Source organism: Chryseobacterium gambrini, assembly GCF_900156825.1.
Lineage (GTDB): Bacteria > Bacteroidota > Bacteroidia > Flavobacteriales > Weeksellaceae > Chryseobacterium > Chryseobacterium gambrini.
Genome location: NZ_FTOV01000004.1, coordinates 206,205 through 221,157, shown reverse-complemented (window position 1 = coordinate 221,157; position 14,953 = coordinate 206,205). Strand labels below are relative to the sequence as shown.

The window sequence follows — 14,953 nt, the reverse complement described above, 5'->3', positions numbered from 1 at the left end:
TTTGTTATATACTGCAAATAAATTTAAATTATGGACTCTACACTGATTAATATTCTTTGTCTTATTCTTTTGTTTCTGGGAATTTTAGGAACGTTTCTTCCTGTTTTGCCGGGCTTATTGCTGAGCATCTGCGGACTTTTAATTTATAAATTCGGAACAGATGCAGATCTTCCTATGATTTATGTATGGGCATTCGGAATTCTGACGGTAGCTTCTGTGGTTTTGAATTATGTAATTCCGGCAAAAACCAATCAGAAATATGGAGGGACGCGTTGGGGAAGCATCGGTTCGATTATCGGAACCATTGTCGGAATATTTTTACCCATCCCTTTGGGTTTTCTTGTGGGAATGTTTGCGGGAGTGTTTATCGGAGAACTTCTTCACGACAGCAAGGATGTGAATAAAGCCCTGAAATCGACGAAAGGGGCTTTTATAGGGTTTATTTACGGAACAGGTTTCAGTCTTGTGGTAGGTGTGGCAATGTTTTTGGTAGTATTATTAGATATGCTTAATATTATATAAAAAAAATTATGCTACATAAAATGCTTATCCTGAGTTTAGGCTCATTGTTTTTAATGAACTGTAATGCTCAAAAAGAAAATAAATTAAAAGTGAACACGGATAAAACAGGCGTTACCAAAGTAACCAGCAAAGATGGTGGAATGATCTATTTCAACGAGGGTGAAAACAAATTCCTTGAAGAATATCAGATGAATGTAACCTTCAAAGGAATTTCTGAAGACAGCCGTTGCCCAAAAGATGTAAACTGCATTTGGGCAGGTGTTGCCGTGGCACAGGTTGAAGTAATGGGAACTGCAACCCGACCGGTGGTTCTGAATTTAGCCAGTATGGACAATGAAGGCAGAAACTATCATCAGTCGGCTGTTTTTAACGGATATACTATTTCTTTAACGGATGTTCAGCCTTATCCTGCTTCTGCAGACGGAGCAAAGGCTTTGAACGGAAAGTACAAAATAGGAATTACCATTAAAAAAGGAGGAGAAAATCCTACCATAAAATAGGTTTCTTCCCTTTTGAAACCAGATATTCATTAATTTTTGAAAAAGGTCTGCTTCCAAAAAATCCCCTGTAAACGGAAAACGGAGAAGGATGCGCAGATTTTAAGATAAAATGTTTAGCCGGATCGATGAGTTCGGCTTTTTTTTGTGCAAAAGCGCCCCAAAGAACAAAAACCACGTTTTCTTTTTTATCTGAAATTTCCTTGATGATGAAATCTGTAAATTTTTCCCATCCCAAATCTTTGTGTGAATTCGGAGAATGGGCACGAACGGTTAAAGTCGCATTCAACAGTAAAACGCCTTGTTTTCCCCAATCGTCCAATTCTTTTGAAGTTCTTTCAACCCCCAAATCATCTTTTAATTCAATAAAAATATTTTTCAGAGAAGGCGGTGCAGCAACCTGTTCGGAAACGGAAAAGCACAGACCATTCGCCTGATAATCATTATGATAAGGATCCTGTCCGATAATGACCACTTCGATATCTTCAAAAGGCGTAATTTCCAACGCTCTGAAAATCTGATTTTTTGGTGGAAAAACTTTGGTTGTCGCATATTCCTGCTTTACTTTTTCCCATAAACTGGTAAAGTATTCTGTATTTTTTATCGGGGCTAATATTTCTGTCCAGGTCATTTTTTAAATTTGAAAATTTGAGAATGAATTAATTTAAAAATTCAATTTTTACGCCAACTGTCATTGTGAATGAAGCAAAGCGCAATGAAGAATCTAACGCAAATTTAATGATTAAAATAAAAAAGATTTCTCCTTCGTCGAAATGACAAAGAAAATTATTTCCTCAAGCTAAAAACCAGATTCTCCGGAAAATCTTCATCCTTTCTATCCTCCTGCAATACAAAATCATGTTTTAAAAGAAGTCCTTTTGAATTTTCGTTGAGTTTGTGCGTCAGCGCAACAATTTCCTGCAAATGTAAATTTTTAAATGCAAAATCCACGACTGCCGCCAAAGCTTCAGACATAATGCCTTTTCTGTGATACTCCGGTAATAATTCATAACCGACTTCTGCTTCTTTTCGGTCTTCGGAAAAATTCCAGAGACAAATGGTTCCGATCAGATTCGGGTGGTCTTTTAACGAAATTCCCCAATAAAAAGATGTCTGATTTCGGGTATTTTCTTTAATGGTTAAAATAAACTGAAGCGCATCATAATTGTTTTTAGGAGGATTTCGGTGTACGAACTGGTTGATGGTTTCATTGCTTCTGATCTTTAGAATGTCTTCCGTATAACTTTCGTCAATGGGTTTCAGAATTAATCTTTCGGTTTCTAGCTTCATAGTTCAAACTTACATAAATTTAGTAATTAAACTCACTAATTTCTGCTACAAAAATCACAAAAATTTTATTGAAATAAGTGTAGAACAAAGTCCAAAAATTCAATGGAGACTGTTAAACAGTTGTAAACCTAACAGGTTTCAGAAACCTGTTAGGTTTTAAAATTAAAATCAAACATTTATCTAATTATACAGCACATTAATGATTTCAGAAAAACTTTACAAAAAGATAACATCCTGAATACAATCGAAGCGTTACAAAATATCAAACTGGACTTGCCAAAGCTTATATTAATAAAAGAAATCAAATCAATAAATCATTTTCAAATTCTCAAATTATTTCATTTTCAAATTAATTATCTTTGCACTGTGTATATAAATAAAGAAGATTTAAACGAATTAGAGTTTCCGCAATTGCTCGCGGAAATTTCTCCCTTTGCGTATTCTCCGAAAACAAGAGAAAAAATTCTTCAACTTCGTCCGATGGAAATAGACGAGGCAGAACTTTCATTGAAAAAAACTTCCGAGTATCTTTCGAGTTTTGAAAGTTCAAATGCAGTTCCGTTTGATGAATATGAAGATATCGAAAGTGAGCTGAAGCTAATGCTGATCGAAAATTACCGACTGGAAAACAGCGCTTTCATCAAAATCAAAACCATCACGGAGCAAATCGGGAAACTGCAGAAGTTCTTCCCGACCATGCCGGAAACCTTCCCTACTCTCATGGAAGATGTTTCTGTTCTGGAATTCAGAAAAGAGATTATTGATAAAGTTGATAAAGTGTTCAACCGTTTTGGTGAGGTTAAAAGTGAAGCTTCTCCTGTTTTAAAAGGATTAAGAAGTGAAATTCAGCACGCGAAAAAAGCGATTCAGGAAAATTTCAACCGTGCGTTAACGACTTACGGACAGAGTGATTTTCTGGATGATATCCGCGAAACGATTATTGATGACCAAAGAGTTTTAGCGGTAAAATCGGGATTCAAAAGAAGAGTTCCGGGAAGGGTTTTGGGACTTTCAAAAACGGGTTCCATCACTTATATTCAGCCGGATTCCGTAGTAAAGCATTATTTCAAGCTTCGTGAAAGTGAGGAGGAAGAGAAAAAGGAAATTGATAAGATTTTAAGACAGCTTACCGCAGAACTGGCGGAATTCCAACCTCAGCTCTGGAGATATCAGAAGTATATTTTCGACCTTGATTTAACGAGAGCGAAGGCAAAATTTGCTGAACTTATCAACGGTGTTTTACCAAAAATCAACCGCCACAAAACGCTGCGATTAAGAGAAGCGTTCCATCCTTTACTGTTTTTAAGGAATAAAGCGGAAAATAAAACGATTTATTCTCAGACGCTGAGTTTAACGGAACACAACAGAATCATCTGTATTTCCGGACCGAATGCGGGAGGAAAATCCATTACGCTGAAAACAGTTGGTTTGCTGCAATTGATGATCCAGAGCGGAATTCTGGTTCCAACCCACCCGAAATCCGAAATGTTTTTCTTTGATAAGATCATGACCGATATTGGGGATAATCAGTCGATTGAAAATCACCTTTCAACGTATTCATCCAGACTGAAGAAAATGTCGGGAATCATTCGTGAAGCAGAAGCCAATACGCTTTTACTGATTGATGAATTCGGTACAGGTTCCGATCCTGAACTGGGAGGTGCTTTAGCAGAAAGTTTCCTTGAGTTTTTCTATGACAAAAAAAGTTTTGCGATCATTACGACGCACTACACCAACATTAAACTTGTTGTGGAACAGCTTCCGAATGCGCAGAATGCAGCAATGTTATTCAATGAAGAAACATTGGAACCGATGTACAAACTGGAAGTGGGACAAGCGGGAAGTTCATTTACTTTTGAGGTGGCGGAAAAGAATAAAATTCCGAGATTTATTATTCATTCTGCCAAGAAAAAGGTGGAGCATGATATTGTAAATCTGGATAAAACGATTGTAAAGCTTCAGCAGGAGAAATATGAAGTGGAAAAGCTTAAAACCGATCTTGCCGAAAGAAAAGAATCTGTAGAAGATAAGCGCGATAACCTTCAGAAACTGAATGAACAGCTTCAGCAGAAGTTATTCAATTTCCAGAAATTATATGAAGAAGAGCACCGTAAACTGCAGTTCGGGAACAAGATTGAGGCTTTTATCGACAGCTACGTAAAAGGGAAATCCAGAAAAGATGTGGTAAAAGATTTTGTAAAAATTCTTGAGCAGGAAAAATTCAGAAAACTGGGAGCAGATAAAGATGAATCTAAACGTCTGCAAGTTGTGAAAAGGAAGATTACCCAACAGCTTAAAAAGGAAGAAGTAATTGAAAAAATTACGGAAACCAATGAGAAACTGGAGGAAAAACGCAAAACCGACCGCGCTCTTTGGATGAAAGTCGGGCAACGCGTCCGTATTTCCGGCAGCACGAGTGTGGGAACGATTGAAAAAATTTCGCGTAATAAAGTAATTGTGAATTACGGAACTTTTAAAACAACGATTGACGCAGACGAACTGGAAAGAATTTAAATGATAACGGTAAAAACTCATATCAGTTTTAAGGATTTTCTGATGTTTCATCTCAAAAGTTCTTTAATAAGGCTTATTGCTTTTCCTTTGCTGATTCTGCTTTTCTTTATTGTGAAACTGTTTGCGGACGGCAATTCTGAACAGGAAATTTTGCTTTCGGCTTCAATGTGGCTTGGAATTATGTTTCTGTTTATCGTGATCCGGTCTTTTTTACGGCTGAAATTTGCTTTCAGCTCCAATAAAAAGATTCAGGAACATATTACATATATTTTTACGGAAGAGAAAATCCGTACAGAAGGAGAAACTTTTGATGCAGAATTTGCATGGAATACGGTTTATAAAGTGAAGGAAAATAAAGAATGGTTTCTGATCTACCAAAGCGCACAGACGATGAATATGGTTCCGAAAAAGTATTTTACGAAGGATGAGATTACCGGATTGCGAAGAATGATTACAGAAAATAATGTAAAAGCAAAACTCAGAAAAGAGTAATGTACTTACAAAATATCTCATGAGAGCGTCTGTTCAGGACGCTCTTTTATTTTAAATTTTATATTTTTACCCCAAACAATAATTTATGAAGAACTTAAAAATGCTGTCCTACTTTCTGCCGATACCGAGCTATACCGTAATTATCCTTTGTTTTTTATTTCCCTTTTTCCTTGTGAAATGCGGTAACGTTACTTTGATGTCTGTAAAGGGAACTGATCTGATAACGGGAGTTTCTAAGCAAAAAATGGACGAAAGAATGAGAGAAAGCATTAAAAAAAGTTCTCCCTATGCTTCTTCCGTAAGCAATCAGGAAGATCGTCCGTCTTCAACCGATGATTCTCAGGAAGAAAGTGACAAAGGTGATATTTCGCCAAATCCGTTTGTTATTCTTTCTTTTCTAATGGCGATTGCGGGAATTGCTGTGCAACTGATGAAAACCATACGAAACAAGTATCTTTATCATCTTGGGGTTTCTTTAACCGGACTTCTTGGGTTTTTAGGATTTTATCTGAGTTTTAAAGCTAAAATGGAAGATATGGAACATACCACAGGAATGGGAATGGATGGAAAAATAAATATTGCGTACAATTTCGGAGATGCTTTTTATATTGCTGCCGTTTTATTTTCAGTTGTTTTTGTTTTCTTTGGAATCTATTCTTATCTGTTTTTGTCAAAAAAAGATCCGGAGAAAATTTAACGATATTTGGTTATCAGTTTCTAAAAAATTTCAGATTTTTATTCTTCTGAGAGCTTAAGATATTTTAGTAGAAGCTTTATAATCCAATCGCTTTAACTTTGATTGAATTCAAAATTAATTTAAACAGATATATGGTTAAAAATATAAGGATTCTCTGGATTTTCTATGTAAAATTATTGATTCCTGCTGTTCTATTTTCTTTGTTGATGAATGCCCTACTTGGTTTTACGGCTGACAATTTCGGATTGTGTTTTTTGGTATTTTTTCCGGCTTTTCATTATCTGATTTATGAATTAAGATTTAAAAATGAATATTTTTTCTTTGCCAATTTCGGGTTTTCAAGAGTTTTTCTTTGGATCTTCACTTTTTCAGCAGGGGTAATTGTTAATGTGATTACAAAATTGATATGAGCAAGTTGCATGTTGACAGTGTTACAAAATCTTTTAACGAAAAGAAAATTCTGAGAGATATCTACATGGGTTGTGAAACAGGAAAGATTATCGGATTGCTGGGAAGAAACGGTACGGGAAAATCTACTCTTTTAAAAATTATTTTCGGAACAGAGAAAGGCGATTCTCAGTTTGTAAGAGTGGATGATAGAATTTTACAAAACCAAATGGACAGGAAAGGAAGGATTGCTTATTTACCTCAGCATTCTTTTCTTCCGAGGGGTGTAAAAATTAAAAAACTGATCTCACTTTTCTGTAATAAAGAAAATGCAGATCAGCTCATTGCATCAGATTTGTTAAAACCTTTTTTAAATGAAACTTCTGGAAGTCTTTCCGGCGGTGAGAAGAAAATTGTTGAGGTTCTTTTAATTTTATATTCCGATTCAAAGTTTATTCTTCTGGATGAACCTTTTAATGCTTTATCTCCAAAAATGATTGTTGAAATTCAGAGAATAATTAAAGAACAATCACAACAGAAAGGAATTATCCTCTCTGATCATCGCTATAAGGAAGTGTTGGAAGTTTCAGATGAAATTTATCTTCTTTCTGATTCTTATTTAAGGCAGATTAAAGATTTAAAAGAATTGCAACGGCACGGTTATCTTCCGGTTTCCTATTCAGATTAATTCAGAAGAATATTTTTTTCCATTTCCCTACCGTATTTCTGCTCATTTTAAACTTAATAGCCAGTTCAGTATTGTTTAAATTATTTTTTTTCTGGTAATCCAGAATTTTTAAAATGGTAGATTTATCATATGATTTTAAATTCTGATCTGTCTTATTGGGTTTTAAAATATTATTAACTTCTAAAACATCCAGAAAACCCAGCTCTTTTTTTCTGAGTATATGTTCACACTGCTGAAGTTTTTCAGGATATTTCATTGTAATAAGATCCTGATATATCTGTTTATAGTCCGGAGTTGTTTTCTTTATTTTTTTCTCTTTGATATCCATTTGTAAAGTGTTGTGCTAGGAATTTTGTATTTTTCATAGATTTCATGTCTTGATAGTTTTTTTTCTTCCATCAATTCGAGGATAAAATCAATGATTTCCTGTGTGTAGATATTTTTTCTGAAGTTCGATTTCAATACTTTATGTTTAGTCTGTGACTGCGGTTTCAGATTTGAAGACGGAGGCGCATAAAATATTAAATGCTGTGTGTAAAGTCTAAAGAAATCATAATTAAGAAGTTTACTCCACTTTAGTAAAAGTGCACTGTCTATGTGTGAAGAATCATACATTCTTAGTATATCTTTTTCTCCGAGATTAAAATAATTACAGATGTGGGAAATTTCCATCCCACATTCTGTAACCTTAATTTCAATAAACTTACCAATATGGATGTCCTTGAAATTCATTTTTCATCAATGTGTATTATATTTACTATTGTCCAGTAATCTGTTCGATTTTAATAAAAACTTTTTGTTTGGTAACCTGTGTTGCAGTAGCCGAAGGATCCATTCCTGCCATTACAGTTGCAGTGTAAGACACCTTGGAAGTTGTGGAAGTATCAATCCATGAATAGTATCGATATTCCGGTCCGCTATTAACTGCATTATAAATCCCCGGATTTCCCCAAGCTCCTGCATTAGAAGTAGATAATGATCTCCATGTATTTCCGTCTCCGCCACCCGGAGTTTGTGACGGAACTACTAAACTTCCTCCGGCATCAGTAATCTGTCCTCCATAAAATGTAGAATAATTCCACATGATGGTTTTGGATGTACTGGAGTTATTTCGCAACAGTACGTTGTTTTCTGCTCCACTTGCAGTAGAGGTTGTGTTATTGCTTGCAGTAGCAGTGGCATTTTGAAGAGAATGTCTCATGAAAACTTTTACTGTGTAAAGACCATCCGGTGTCTTTGCTTCTACTACAAATCCTTTTACTCCTGTATCCGGATCTGTCACAAATTTCATATAATCCATAACCGCTACTGTTTTAACATCTGCATTCACCTGAGTTCCTACAGTAACAGAGCTACAGCCTGTAAGTCCGGAATTTGCGGTAATAAAAGGAGTCAGATCAAATGTAATTCCCACCGGTGACGTTTGCGAAGCAATAGGAGTTCCCTGTACTGCAAATGCTAAAGAACCGGATCCAACCTCAAGCTTTCCGCCGGTAATGGTTGCCGTAACTCCCGGATTTCCTACTGAATATAATGTAATTCCACTATACTGACCGCCGTTTGCTCCGGAGTATGGAATTTTCATCACGGTTCCTGAAGTAATTGCAGTAGGCGTATTTCCATCAATTAACTGCGATGGATCCAATGCAGCAGCATTACAGTTTAAAACAGCAACTGCCCCTACCGGAGAAGTGTCTTCCATAAGGCGCCACTCGCTTCCGTTCCAGTAAACATACCCGGAATAGCTAAATCCTGAATTTGTTCCTAAATTATACACCAATAATCCTGTTGCCGGATTCGGAATTGTTGTAATATCCGTTCTGGATGTTAAAGCCATTCTTGGAATAAGAAGACCTTTTTTGCTTCCTGAAGAAAGCTGATCCACATTCATATCCAGTATAGCAGAACCGTCAGGATTTACTGTACCAATACCTACACTTCCATTACTCTTAACAACAAAGTCGTCGGAAGACTGTACATCCGTTGGTGCGTTGTTCGGATCATTCGTTGTGGCAGAAGTAGATTTGCCGTCTACGTGAAATACACCTTGCGGTTTTGTGGTATTAATACCAACCTGAGCAAAAGATTTAAATCCCAAAACTGTAAAGGAAATGAGAAGAAATAATTTTTTTTTGTTCGTCATAATATATGTTTTTTAAGGGGGTTCATCAGATATTTATATTAACAATTATAAAGCTTAAATTTTTATTGTAATTTTGCTAACTGAAAAACACATTGCAAATATAAAGTCACTTTATCGAGTCCAAAACAAAAGATAAATGATAAATGGCTTTTCATTGCAACTAATATAAACCACTGATAATCAAAATAATTAATAAGTGATTTTCTGAATTTTATTATATTAGATTGGTATGGGGAAAAAAAATATTGAGAGCGAAGTGCTTAATCTGAAAAGAGAGCTCGCCAACAGATACGTCTATGTACTGGGTGTAACTTTTATTACATTCATCCTGGTTTTCTCATTTTATATGAAAGATCCGGTAATGGTTTATTATCTCATCGGAGGTTTTTTTTCATTACTGCTTCCTTTTTATATAGTAGGCAATAACTATGATGTTCTTAAAGTCGTAAAAATTTTCATTATTGTAATGCCGCTCTACAATCTGTTTATCATATTCAGATTTTGGAATATTTCTGTCTGCAGTCTGATATGGATTGTTACATTGCCATTCTGGGCTTATACTTTTTTTTCTAAAAGAGAAGTTGTTTTCTTTACAGTATACGCCATTTTTCTCATAAGCTTTTGCTGTATATTTGCCGGAAACGATTATTTCGGATATCCTTTTAATGATCTTGAAAAAGGACGTCTTACAGATGCTTTCATCCTTACCGTCAATCTGATACAGATATTTTTAGGAACTTATTACAAAAGCCAGATTCAAAATTTAAAGAATAAAGATATATTTATCGAGAAGAAGATTTCCAAACCCGTTCCGGTTGCAGATAAAGATTTACAACTTGCGGAAAATATTTTTGAGAAAATAGACAATGAGGTGATTGGCAATAAACTCTTCAGAAATGCAGATTTAACGATTTCTGAGCTCAGCAGTACGATTAAAGTGAATAACAATTATATTTCCAAAGCCATAAAAATCAACGGATTCGATAATTTTAATCATTACATCAATACGCATCGAGTGGTATATGTAAAAGATAAACTACAGAGTGATGAATTGAAAACGATGACTTTAATGCATATCTATTCTGAAGCCGGATTTAAAAATCAGTCAACTTTTAATAAAGTATTCAAGAAAATAGAAGGGGTAACTCCGAGTGAATATATACAGAAAACCAATACAAAGGTTTCATGACAGCTTTTTTTAATTTAAATTAGTTTAGATACATTCATCAGTTTACTTTTATACTTTTGAAAAGTTTAAACAAATTTTAATTTATATATTTGAACTGTCAAAAAATTTCATGATGATGTCTCTACGTAAAGCATTTTATCTTTCAGTTTTCGGTGTTTTTTCTTTTGCGTTGGCGAAAGGTCAGAATAAAGTTCCTTTCGGTGTTGTAAAAGCTGAAGAAGGTTATGCAATGGTGCGCCTTCATAAAGACGACTACAGAAAAATAGTCGATAAAATCCGTATGAAAACAGGAGATGTTTTTATTTACGAAAAACCTGCACCGGGAGAAACGGAATGGATCTGGATAAAATATCCTGAAAAAGAGGACACGGAAAAACCTTTCGTAAGATACGATAGCATTACTAAAGAAGGTATGGTTAATAAAAACCGTGTGGTTTTTGTGGATAAATTAGCACCATTTACGCCTTCAAAATCCAAGAACGGAAAATCTCTGATCTTTACAGACGATACCAATCCTAAAATTCCGGGAAATCAGAGAACAAAAGTCATCATTGATGTTTATCCTTCCTATGCACATATCAAGAAACAGGAAAAAGATGCCAGCGGAAATATTATTAAAGTTGACAAAGTAAAAGCCTGGGGTGTAGGAAAGGAATTGCCTGAAGGTTTAACCGAAATAAAATCTGTCCGCGTCCAACAGCCGGGAAGAGGTTCTGTTTTTGTAAGAGACGCTATTAAAAATATGTTTCAGCCTACAATGGATTTCAATAATGTTGGGGTAACCGCCATCGACAACGATCATATTTTTCTATATATGATTAACGGTTCCGGTGAAAACCGCTATACAACGATCTGGACGATAAAACAGGGAAAAGCCGAAAGCCAGATCATCTATAAAACTCCCGAATAATTCATTAATAATCATTATTTTTGTACCCGAAAAGCATCCGTCTTTAACTCTTTTGTAAAGTCTGTTACTTTTCAGGAAACTGGTTTTGCTTAACTGCAGATTAAAAGGGAATCGTGTGAAAATCACGAGCTGTCGCGCAACTGTAAGTAACTGAAGTCTTTATTAAAATCCACTGTGCTGGTCATGGGAAGGAAATAAAGATGTTACAAGTCAGGAGACCTGCCTTTTTCTTCATAACAAAAAACTTTCGCGATTTGAAGTTTGTTGATCTAATGGACACTCAGAGATTTCTGTCTCTGCTTTTTCTGTTGTTCTTCTATTTTTCATCTCGCTTTAATTAATAATGATATATGACTACAGAAGAAAGAATTGAAGCATCTGAAACCCGAATTTTCAAAGCGGTTTTCCCGAACACAACCAATCATTACGATACCCTTTTCGGAGGTACAGCGATGCAACTGATGGATGAAGTGGCTTTTATTGCTGCCACCAGATTTGCGAGAAAACGCGTGGTAACCGTAAGCAGCGATAAGATTGATTTTAAAAGATCGATTCCTGCCGGAACCATTGTTGAACTGATTGGAAAAGTGGTTCACGTCGGAAAAACGAGTATGAAAGTAAATGTGGAAATTTTCACGGAACAGATGTATTCGTATGAAAGGGAAAGAGCGATCGTAGGCGATTTTACTTTTGTAGCGATTGATGAGTTTAAGAAACCTATCCAAATCTTATAAAAGGTTCCGGCGACCTTCGGTCGCCGGAATCCAATATTTTCAATGTTCTTTAAAGCGGTTTCGGCGGGCAAAGCCCGCCGAAACCTTTCTATTTCAATACCTTTTCAGTTTCCAAATTTTTCAGCAGCAACAATTGAAAAGCCTCTCCCAATTCATCTGAAGCTCTTACAATGGCATTTTCCAGCATATTTCTTATTTGCTTTTCCGTGACTCCGGCTTCCGTCCAGCTTTTTCCTGAAGTATGGGAATTTAAAATAAAAGGCATAATGCGGTCGATCGCGCAGGCGAAAATTGCATCAGGAGTCTGCTCTTCCTCAAATTCCAGCCAAAGATTAAAAAATTCGGAGCGCAGCGGTTCGTCTAAAATTCCGAAGATTTTCTGAGCTGAAACTTTCTCTCTTTCAAATTTCCCAACCATTGCCGCTTCATCAAATATGAAAGTATCTCCTGCTTCAATCTCCACCAAATCATGAATAGACAACATTCTGATTACCCTCAACAAATCGATATCTGCTCTGTTTTTCGCATACGGAAAAAGGATCTGCGCCAGAATAATAATCTGCCATGAATTTTCCGCCGTATTTTCTCTTCGTGAATCGTCTGCATTGTAATTTCTTCTTTGTACATTTTTCAGAGCATCAACAGCCAGAATAAAATCGATTTCCTTTTGTATTTTCATTGTATATATTATTTAAACGTCATTATTCCTCAATCATTTAGAATATTTTTTATCCTTTTTACTTAAAAAATCCACCTGACTTTGTTAAAGTTTCTACACAAAAGAAAAAAATATTGGTTTAAAAAACATCAGACTTTCATGCTTATGAGAACGCTGATTATTTTGATAATGAATTTATGATAAATCTTTCGTTTCTTTTATGGTTAAAATTTAAAAAAGCATAAAATTAAAATGATAAAACAGATAATACAAAAATATGACTTTTAGCTTTAAACATATTTTAATTCAGAGATTAGTATTACATTTATTATAAATATTCAACATGACCCCAAATTACAATTATCCTACAGAAATTAAAGGAAAAAGAAAACTGTATTCACTTTTATACGGAATAAACAATCCTTTAGAAGTGATCAGCGGAAATCATAACATTGCAGGAGACACTTTTCATCTTAAAGCCAGCATAACGAACATCGATTTTATCTTTTCTCAGGATAAGGAATTTATTGAATATATTCTAAAGCAAAACCATAAAAACTATTTTAAATCTGAAATACAATCGGTTATCTTAGGAAAATATATCGGGAAAGGACTGCTTACCAATAACGGGAAGGACTGGCTGAAACAGAGACGACTCATCCAGCCGGGATTCAGTAAGATCAAAATCTCCAACTTGGTTGGCATTATGGAGGCTGAAATTGATAAAGCATTTCAGGCTTTTCCACAGGAACCGGAGACTGATTTGTACGACCTCTTTCATACACTGGCTTTCAACATTGTTGCGAAAACACTTTTCAGCTCGGATATTGATGAAGAAAGCGTAAAAGAATTAGGAAAAATCATTACCGAAGTTCAGGAAGTCTTTGCGAAAGAAGTAAGAATTCCTTTGTATAGCCAGATGATAAAAAGTCTTGGGATAATTGATAAAGTGATGAGAAAAAGCAATGAGGGAAAAAATATCATTAAAAATGTTCTGGATAAAAGAAGGAGCTCAGGCGAAGAAAAAAATGATTTGCTGGATATGCTTATTCAGGCACGTTACGAAGATACACAACTTCCGATGTCTGATGAACAGCTAATTGATGAAATGCTCATTCTTTTCGTTGCAGGACACGAAACCACCGCCAATGCTTTAAGTTTTATCTTTTTCGAGATCAGCCGGAATCCTGAAGCTGAACAAAAGCTAAAAGCTGAAATTGCTGCAGAAGGTGAAAATGCTTTTGGTACAGAAAGCTTAATGAAAAAATCCTATACCTCAAGTATTATCAAAGAAGCAATGAGACTGCATTCTCCGGCTTGGGCAATCGACCGGCAGGCTCTGGAAGACGACAGCTTTAAAAATTACTCTTGGAAAAAAGGAACTTTAATAATCCTCTATATTACAGGGCTGCACAGAAACCCGAAGTACTGGAATGATCCCGATTCTTTTATTCCTGAACGTTTTAATGATGAAAATGCCAAAAACTTCGCCTACTACCCTTTTGGAGCAGGACCGAGACTCTGCATAGGAGAACACTTTGCCATGATGGAAATGGCACTTATCGTCCGTAGATTCTACAAAAAATACAGCTTCGTATCATATCAGAAAGAATTAAAGAAAAAAGCTTTGGTTACTTTAAGAACATTGAGCCTAAAAGGTAAAATTGTTAAAAATATGATCTGATTTTCATAAAATTCTCATTATATAAAATTTCTCATTAAAAATAATTAAACTGATTATCAATTAGTTAAATTATTTATTTATATTTTTTCACTACTTTGTATTGCATAATACCATTTTAATTACATATCTTTGTAATGTAAAATCGAAACAGGTACAACTAGCTAGGTTCCGGGTTTCGAAAATTATGTAACTAATTAACAAAACTTATTAAAGATGAATACTGAAAATACCAAAGCGCAAATGCGAAAAGGGATTCTGGAATTCTGTATTTTAAGTCTCATCAATCATCGCGAAATGTACGTTTCCGACTTAATCGATGAACTGAAAAAAGGAAAACTGGATGTTGTAGAAGGAACACTCTACCCTCTTTTAACTAGATTAAAAAACGGCGAGTTTCTTTCATACAGATGGGAAGAATCTACAGGAGGACCTCCGAGAAAATATTACCAGATTACCGAAAAAGGTAAATTATTTTTAGATGAACTTCAAAACACCTGGAACGAATTAACCAATTCAGTTAACCAAATCACTCAAAAAAATTAAAAACA

Annotated in this window: 17 protein-coding genes and 1 riboswitch; of the genes, 11 read left to right on the top strand and 6 right to left on the bottom strand. The window is 35.2% G+C overall.

What is annotated here, in order from left to right:
* The first annotated feature begins 30 nt into the window (after positions 1-30).
* Positions 31-522, top strand: coding sequence for a DUF456 domain-containing protein (locus tag BW951_RS10100; RefSeq protein WP_076392366.1), 492 nt, complete (start codon positions 31-33; stop codon positions 520-522).
* Positions 523-530: 8 nt separating this feature from the next.
* On the top strand, positions 531-1,022 hold the full coding sequence (locus BW951_RS10095; protein WP_076392364.1) for a hypothetical protein: 492 nt from the start codon (positions 531-533) through the stop codon (positions 1,020-1,022).
* Here BW951_RS10095 and BW951_RS10090 read toward each other — a convergent pair.
* On the bottom strand, positions 1,009-1,650 hold the full coding sequence (locus tag BW951_RS10090; RefSeq protein ID WP_076392362.1) for a uracil-DNA glycosylase: 642 nt from the start codon (positions 1,648-1,650) through the stop codon (positions 1,009-1,011). The two genes, BW951_RS10095 and BW951_RS10090, sit on opposite strands and share 14 nt — an antisense overlap.
* 155 nt (positions 1,651-1,805) lie before the next feature.
* Complete coding sequence (locus BW951_RS10085; protein WP_076392360.1) at positions 1,806-2,309, bottom strand: GNAT family N-acetyltransferase; 504 nt, start codon at positions 2,307-2,309, stop codon at positions 1,806-1,808.
* A 366-nt stretch (positions 2,310-2,675) separates the two neighbouring features.
* On the opposite strand from BW951_RS10085, the gene BW951_RS10080 reads away from it, so the two are divergent.
* The 4 genes from BW951_RS10080 to BW951_RS10060 all read left to right on the top strand — a co-directional run bounded on the left by BW951_RS10080 (position 2,676) and on the right by BW951_RS10060 (position 7,087).
* Complete coding sequence (locus BW951_RS10080; protein WP_076392358.1) at positions 2,676-4,823, top strand: endonuclease MutS2; 2,148 nt, start codon at positions 2,676-2,678, stop codon at positions 4,821-4,823.
* Positions 4,824-5,315: a YcxB family protein gene (locus BW951_RS10075; protein ID WP_076392356.1), complete on the top strand. Its 492-nt coding sequence runs from the start codon at positions 4,824-4,826 to the stop codon at positions 5,313-5,315.
* 85 nt (positions 5,316-5,400) lie between these two features.
* Complete coding sequence (locus BW951_RS10070) at positions 5,401-6,012, top strand: hypothetical protein (RefSeq protein ID WP_076392354.1); 612 nt, start codon at positions 5,401-5,403, stop codon at positions 6,010-6,012.
* 406 nt (positions 6,013-6,418) lie between these two features.
* Positions 6,419-7,087, top strand: coding sequence for an ATP-binding cassette domain-containing protein (locus BW951_RS10060; RefSeq protein ID WP_076392350.1), 669 nt, complete (start codon positions 6,419-6,421; stop codon positions 7,085-7,087).
* Position 7,088: 1 nt separating this feature from the next.
* Here BW951_RS10060 and BW951_RS10055 read toward each other — a convergent pair whose 3' ends face one another.
* From BW951_RS10055 to BW951_RS10045, 3 genes are read right to left on the bottom strand one after another with little or no spacing between them, the layout of a single operon-like run.
* Positions 7,089-7,415 (bottom strand): hypothetical protein, encoded by a 327-nt coding sequence (locus tag BW951_RS10055; RefSeq protein ID WP_076392348.1) that lies wholly within the window; start codon positions 7,413-7,415, stop codon positions 7,089-7,091.
* Positions 7,391-7,819, bottom strand: coding sequence for a transposase (locus tag BW951_RS10050; RefSeq protein ID WP_076392346.1), 429 nt, complete (start codon positions 7,817-7,819; stop codon positions 7,391-7,393). Before BW951_RS10050 ends, BW951_RS10055 begins: the two co-directional genes overlap by 25 nt.
* 25 nt (positions 7,820-7,844) lie before the next feature.
* Positions 7,845-9,230: a hypothetical protein gene (locus tag BW951_RS10045; RefSeq protein ID WP_076392344.1), complete on the bottom strand. Its 1,386-nt coding sequence runs from the start codon at positions 9,228-9,230 to the stop codon at positions 7,845-7,847.
* A gap of 229 nt (positions 9,231-9,459) precedes the next feature.
* Here BW951_RS10045 and BW951_RS10040 point away from each other — a divergent pair, with 229 nt between their 5' ends.
* The 3 genes from BW951_RS10040 to BW951_RS10030 all read left to right on the top strand — a co-directional run bounded on the left by BW951_RS10040 (position 9,460) and on the right by BW951_RS10030 (position 12,063).
* Positions 9,460-10,419 carry a helix-turn-helix domain-containing protein gene (locus BW951_RS10040; RefSeq protein ID WP_076392342.1) on the top strand — a complete coding sequence of 320 codons (960 nt, stop codon included), beginning with the start codon at positions 9,460-9,462 and terminating at the stop codon, positions 10,417-10,419.
* A 115-nt stretch (positions 10,420-10,534) separates the two neighbouring features.
* Positions 10,535-11,329 (top strand): hypothetical protein, encoded by a 795-nt coding sequence (locus BW951_RS10035; protein WP_228427536.1) that lies wholly within the window; start codon positions 10,535-10,537, stop codon positions 11,327-11,329.
* 63 nt (positions 11,330-11,392) lie between these two features.
* Positions 11,393-11,570, top strand: a riboswitch (cobalamin riboswitch).
* A 109-nt stretch (positions 11,571-11,679) separates the two neighbouring features.
* On the top strand, positions 11,680-12,063 hold the full coding sequence (locus BW951_RS10030; RefSeq protein ID WP_076392338.1) for an acyl-CoA thioesterase: 384 nt from the start codon (positions 11,680-11,682) through the stop codon (positions 12,061-12,063).
* Between the two features lie 88 nt (positions 12,064-12,151).
* Here the strand turns inward: BW951_RS10030 and BW951_RS10025 are convergent, their stop codons facing one another.
* Positions 12,152-12,742 carry an HD domain-containing protein gene (locus tag BW951_RS10025; protein ID WP_076392336.1) on the bottom strand — a complete coding sequence of 197 codons (591 nt, stop codon included), beginning with the start codon at positions 12,740-12,742 and terminating at the stop codon, positions 12,152-12,154.
* Between the two features lie 322 nt (positions 12,743-13,064).
* Between BW951_RS10025 and BW951_RS10020 the strand changes: the two genes are divergently transcribed.
* Together BW951_RS10020 and BW951_RS10015 are read left to right on the top strand one after the other, a co-directional pair.
* On the top strand, positions 13,065-14,405 hold the full coding sequence (locus BW951_RS10020; RefSeq protein WP_076392334.1) for a cytochrome P450: 1,341 nt from the start codon (positions 13,065-13,067) through the stop codon (positions 14,403-14,405).
* Positions 14,406-14,618: 213 nt separating this feature from the next.
* Positions 14,619-14,948 carry a PadR family transcriptional regulator gene (locus BW951_RS10015; protein ID WP_072952756.1) on the top strand — a complete coding sequence of 110 codons (330 nt, stop codon included), beginning with the start codon at positions 14,619-14,621 and terminating at the stop codon, positions 14,946-14,948.
* Positions 14,949-14,953: the final 5 nt, after the last annotated feature.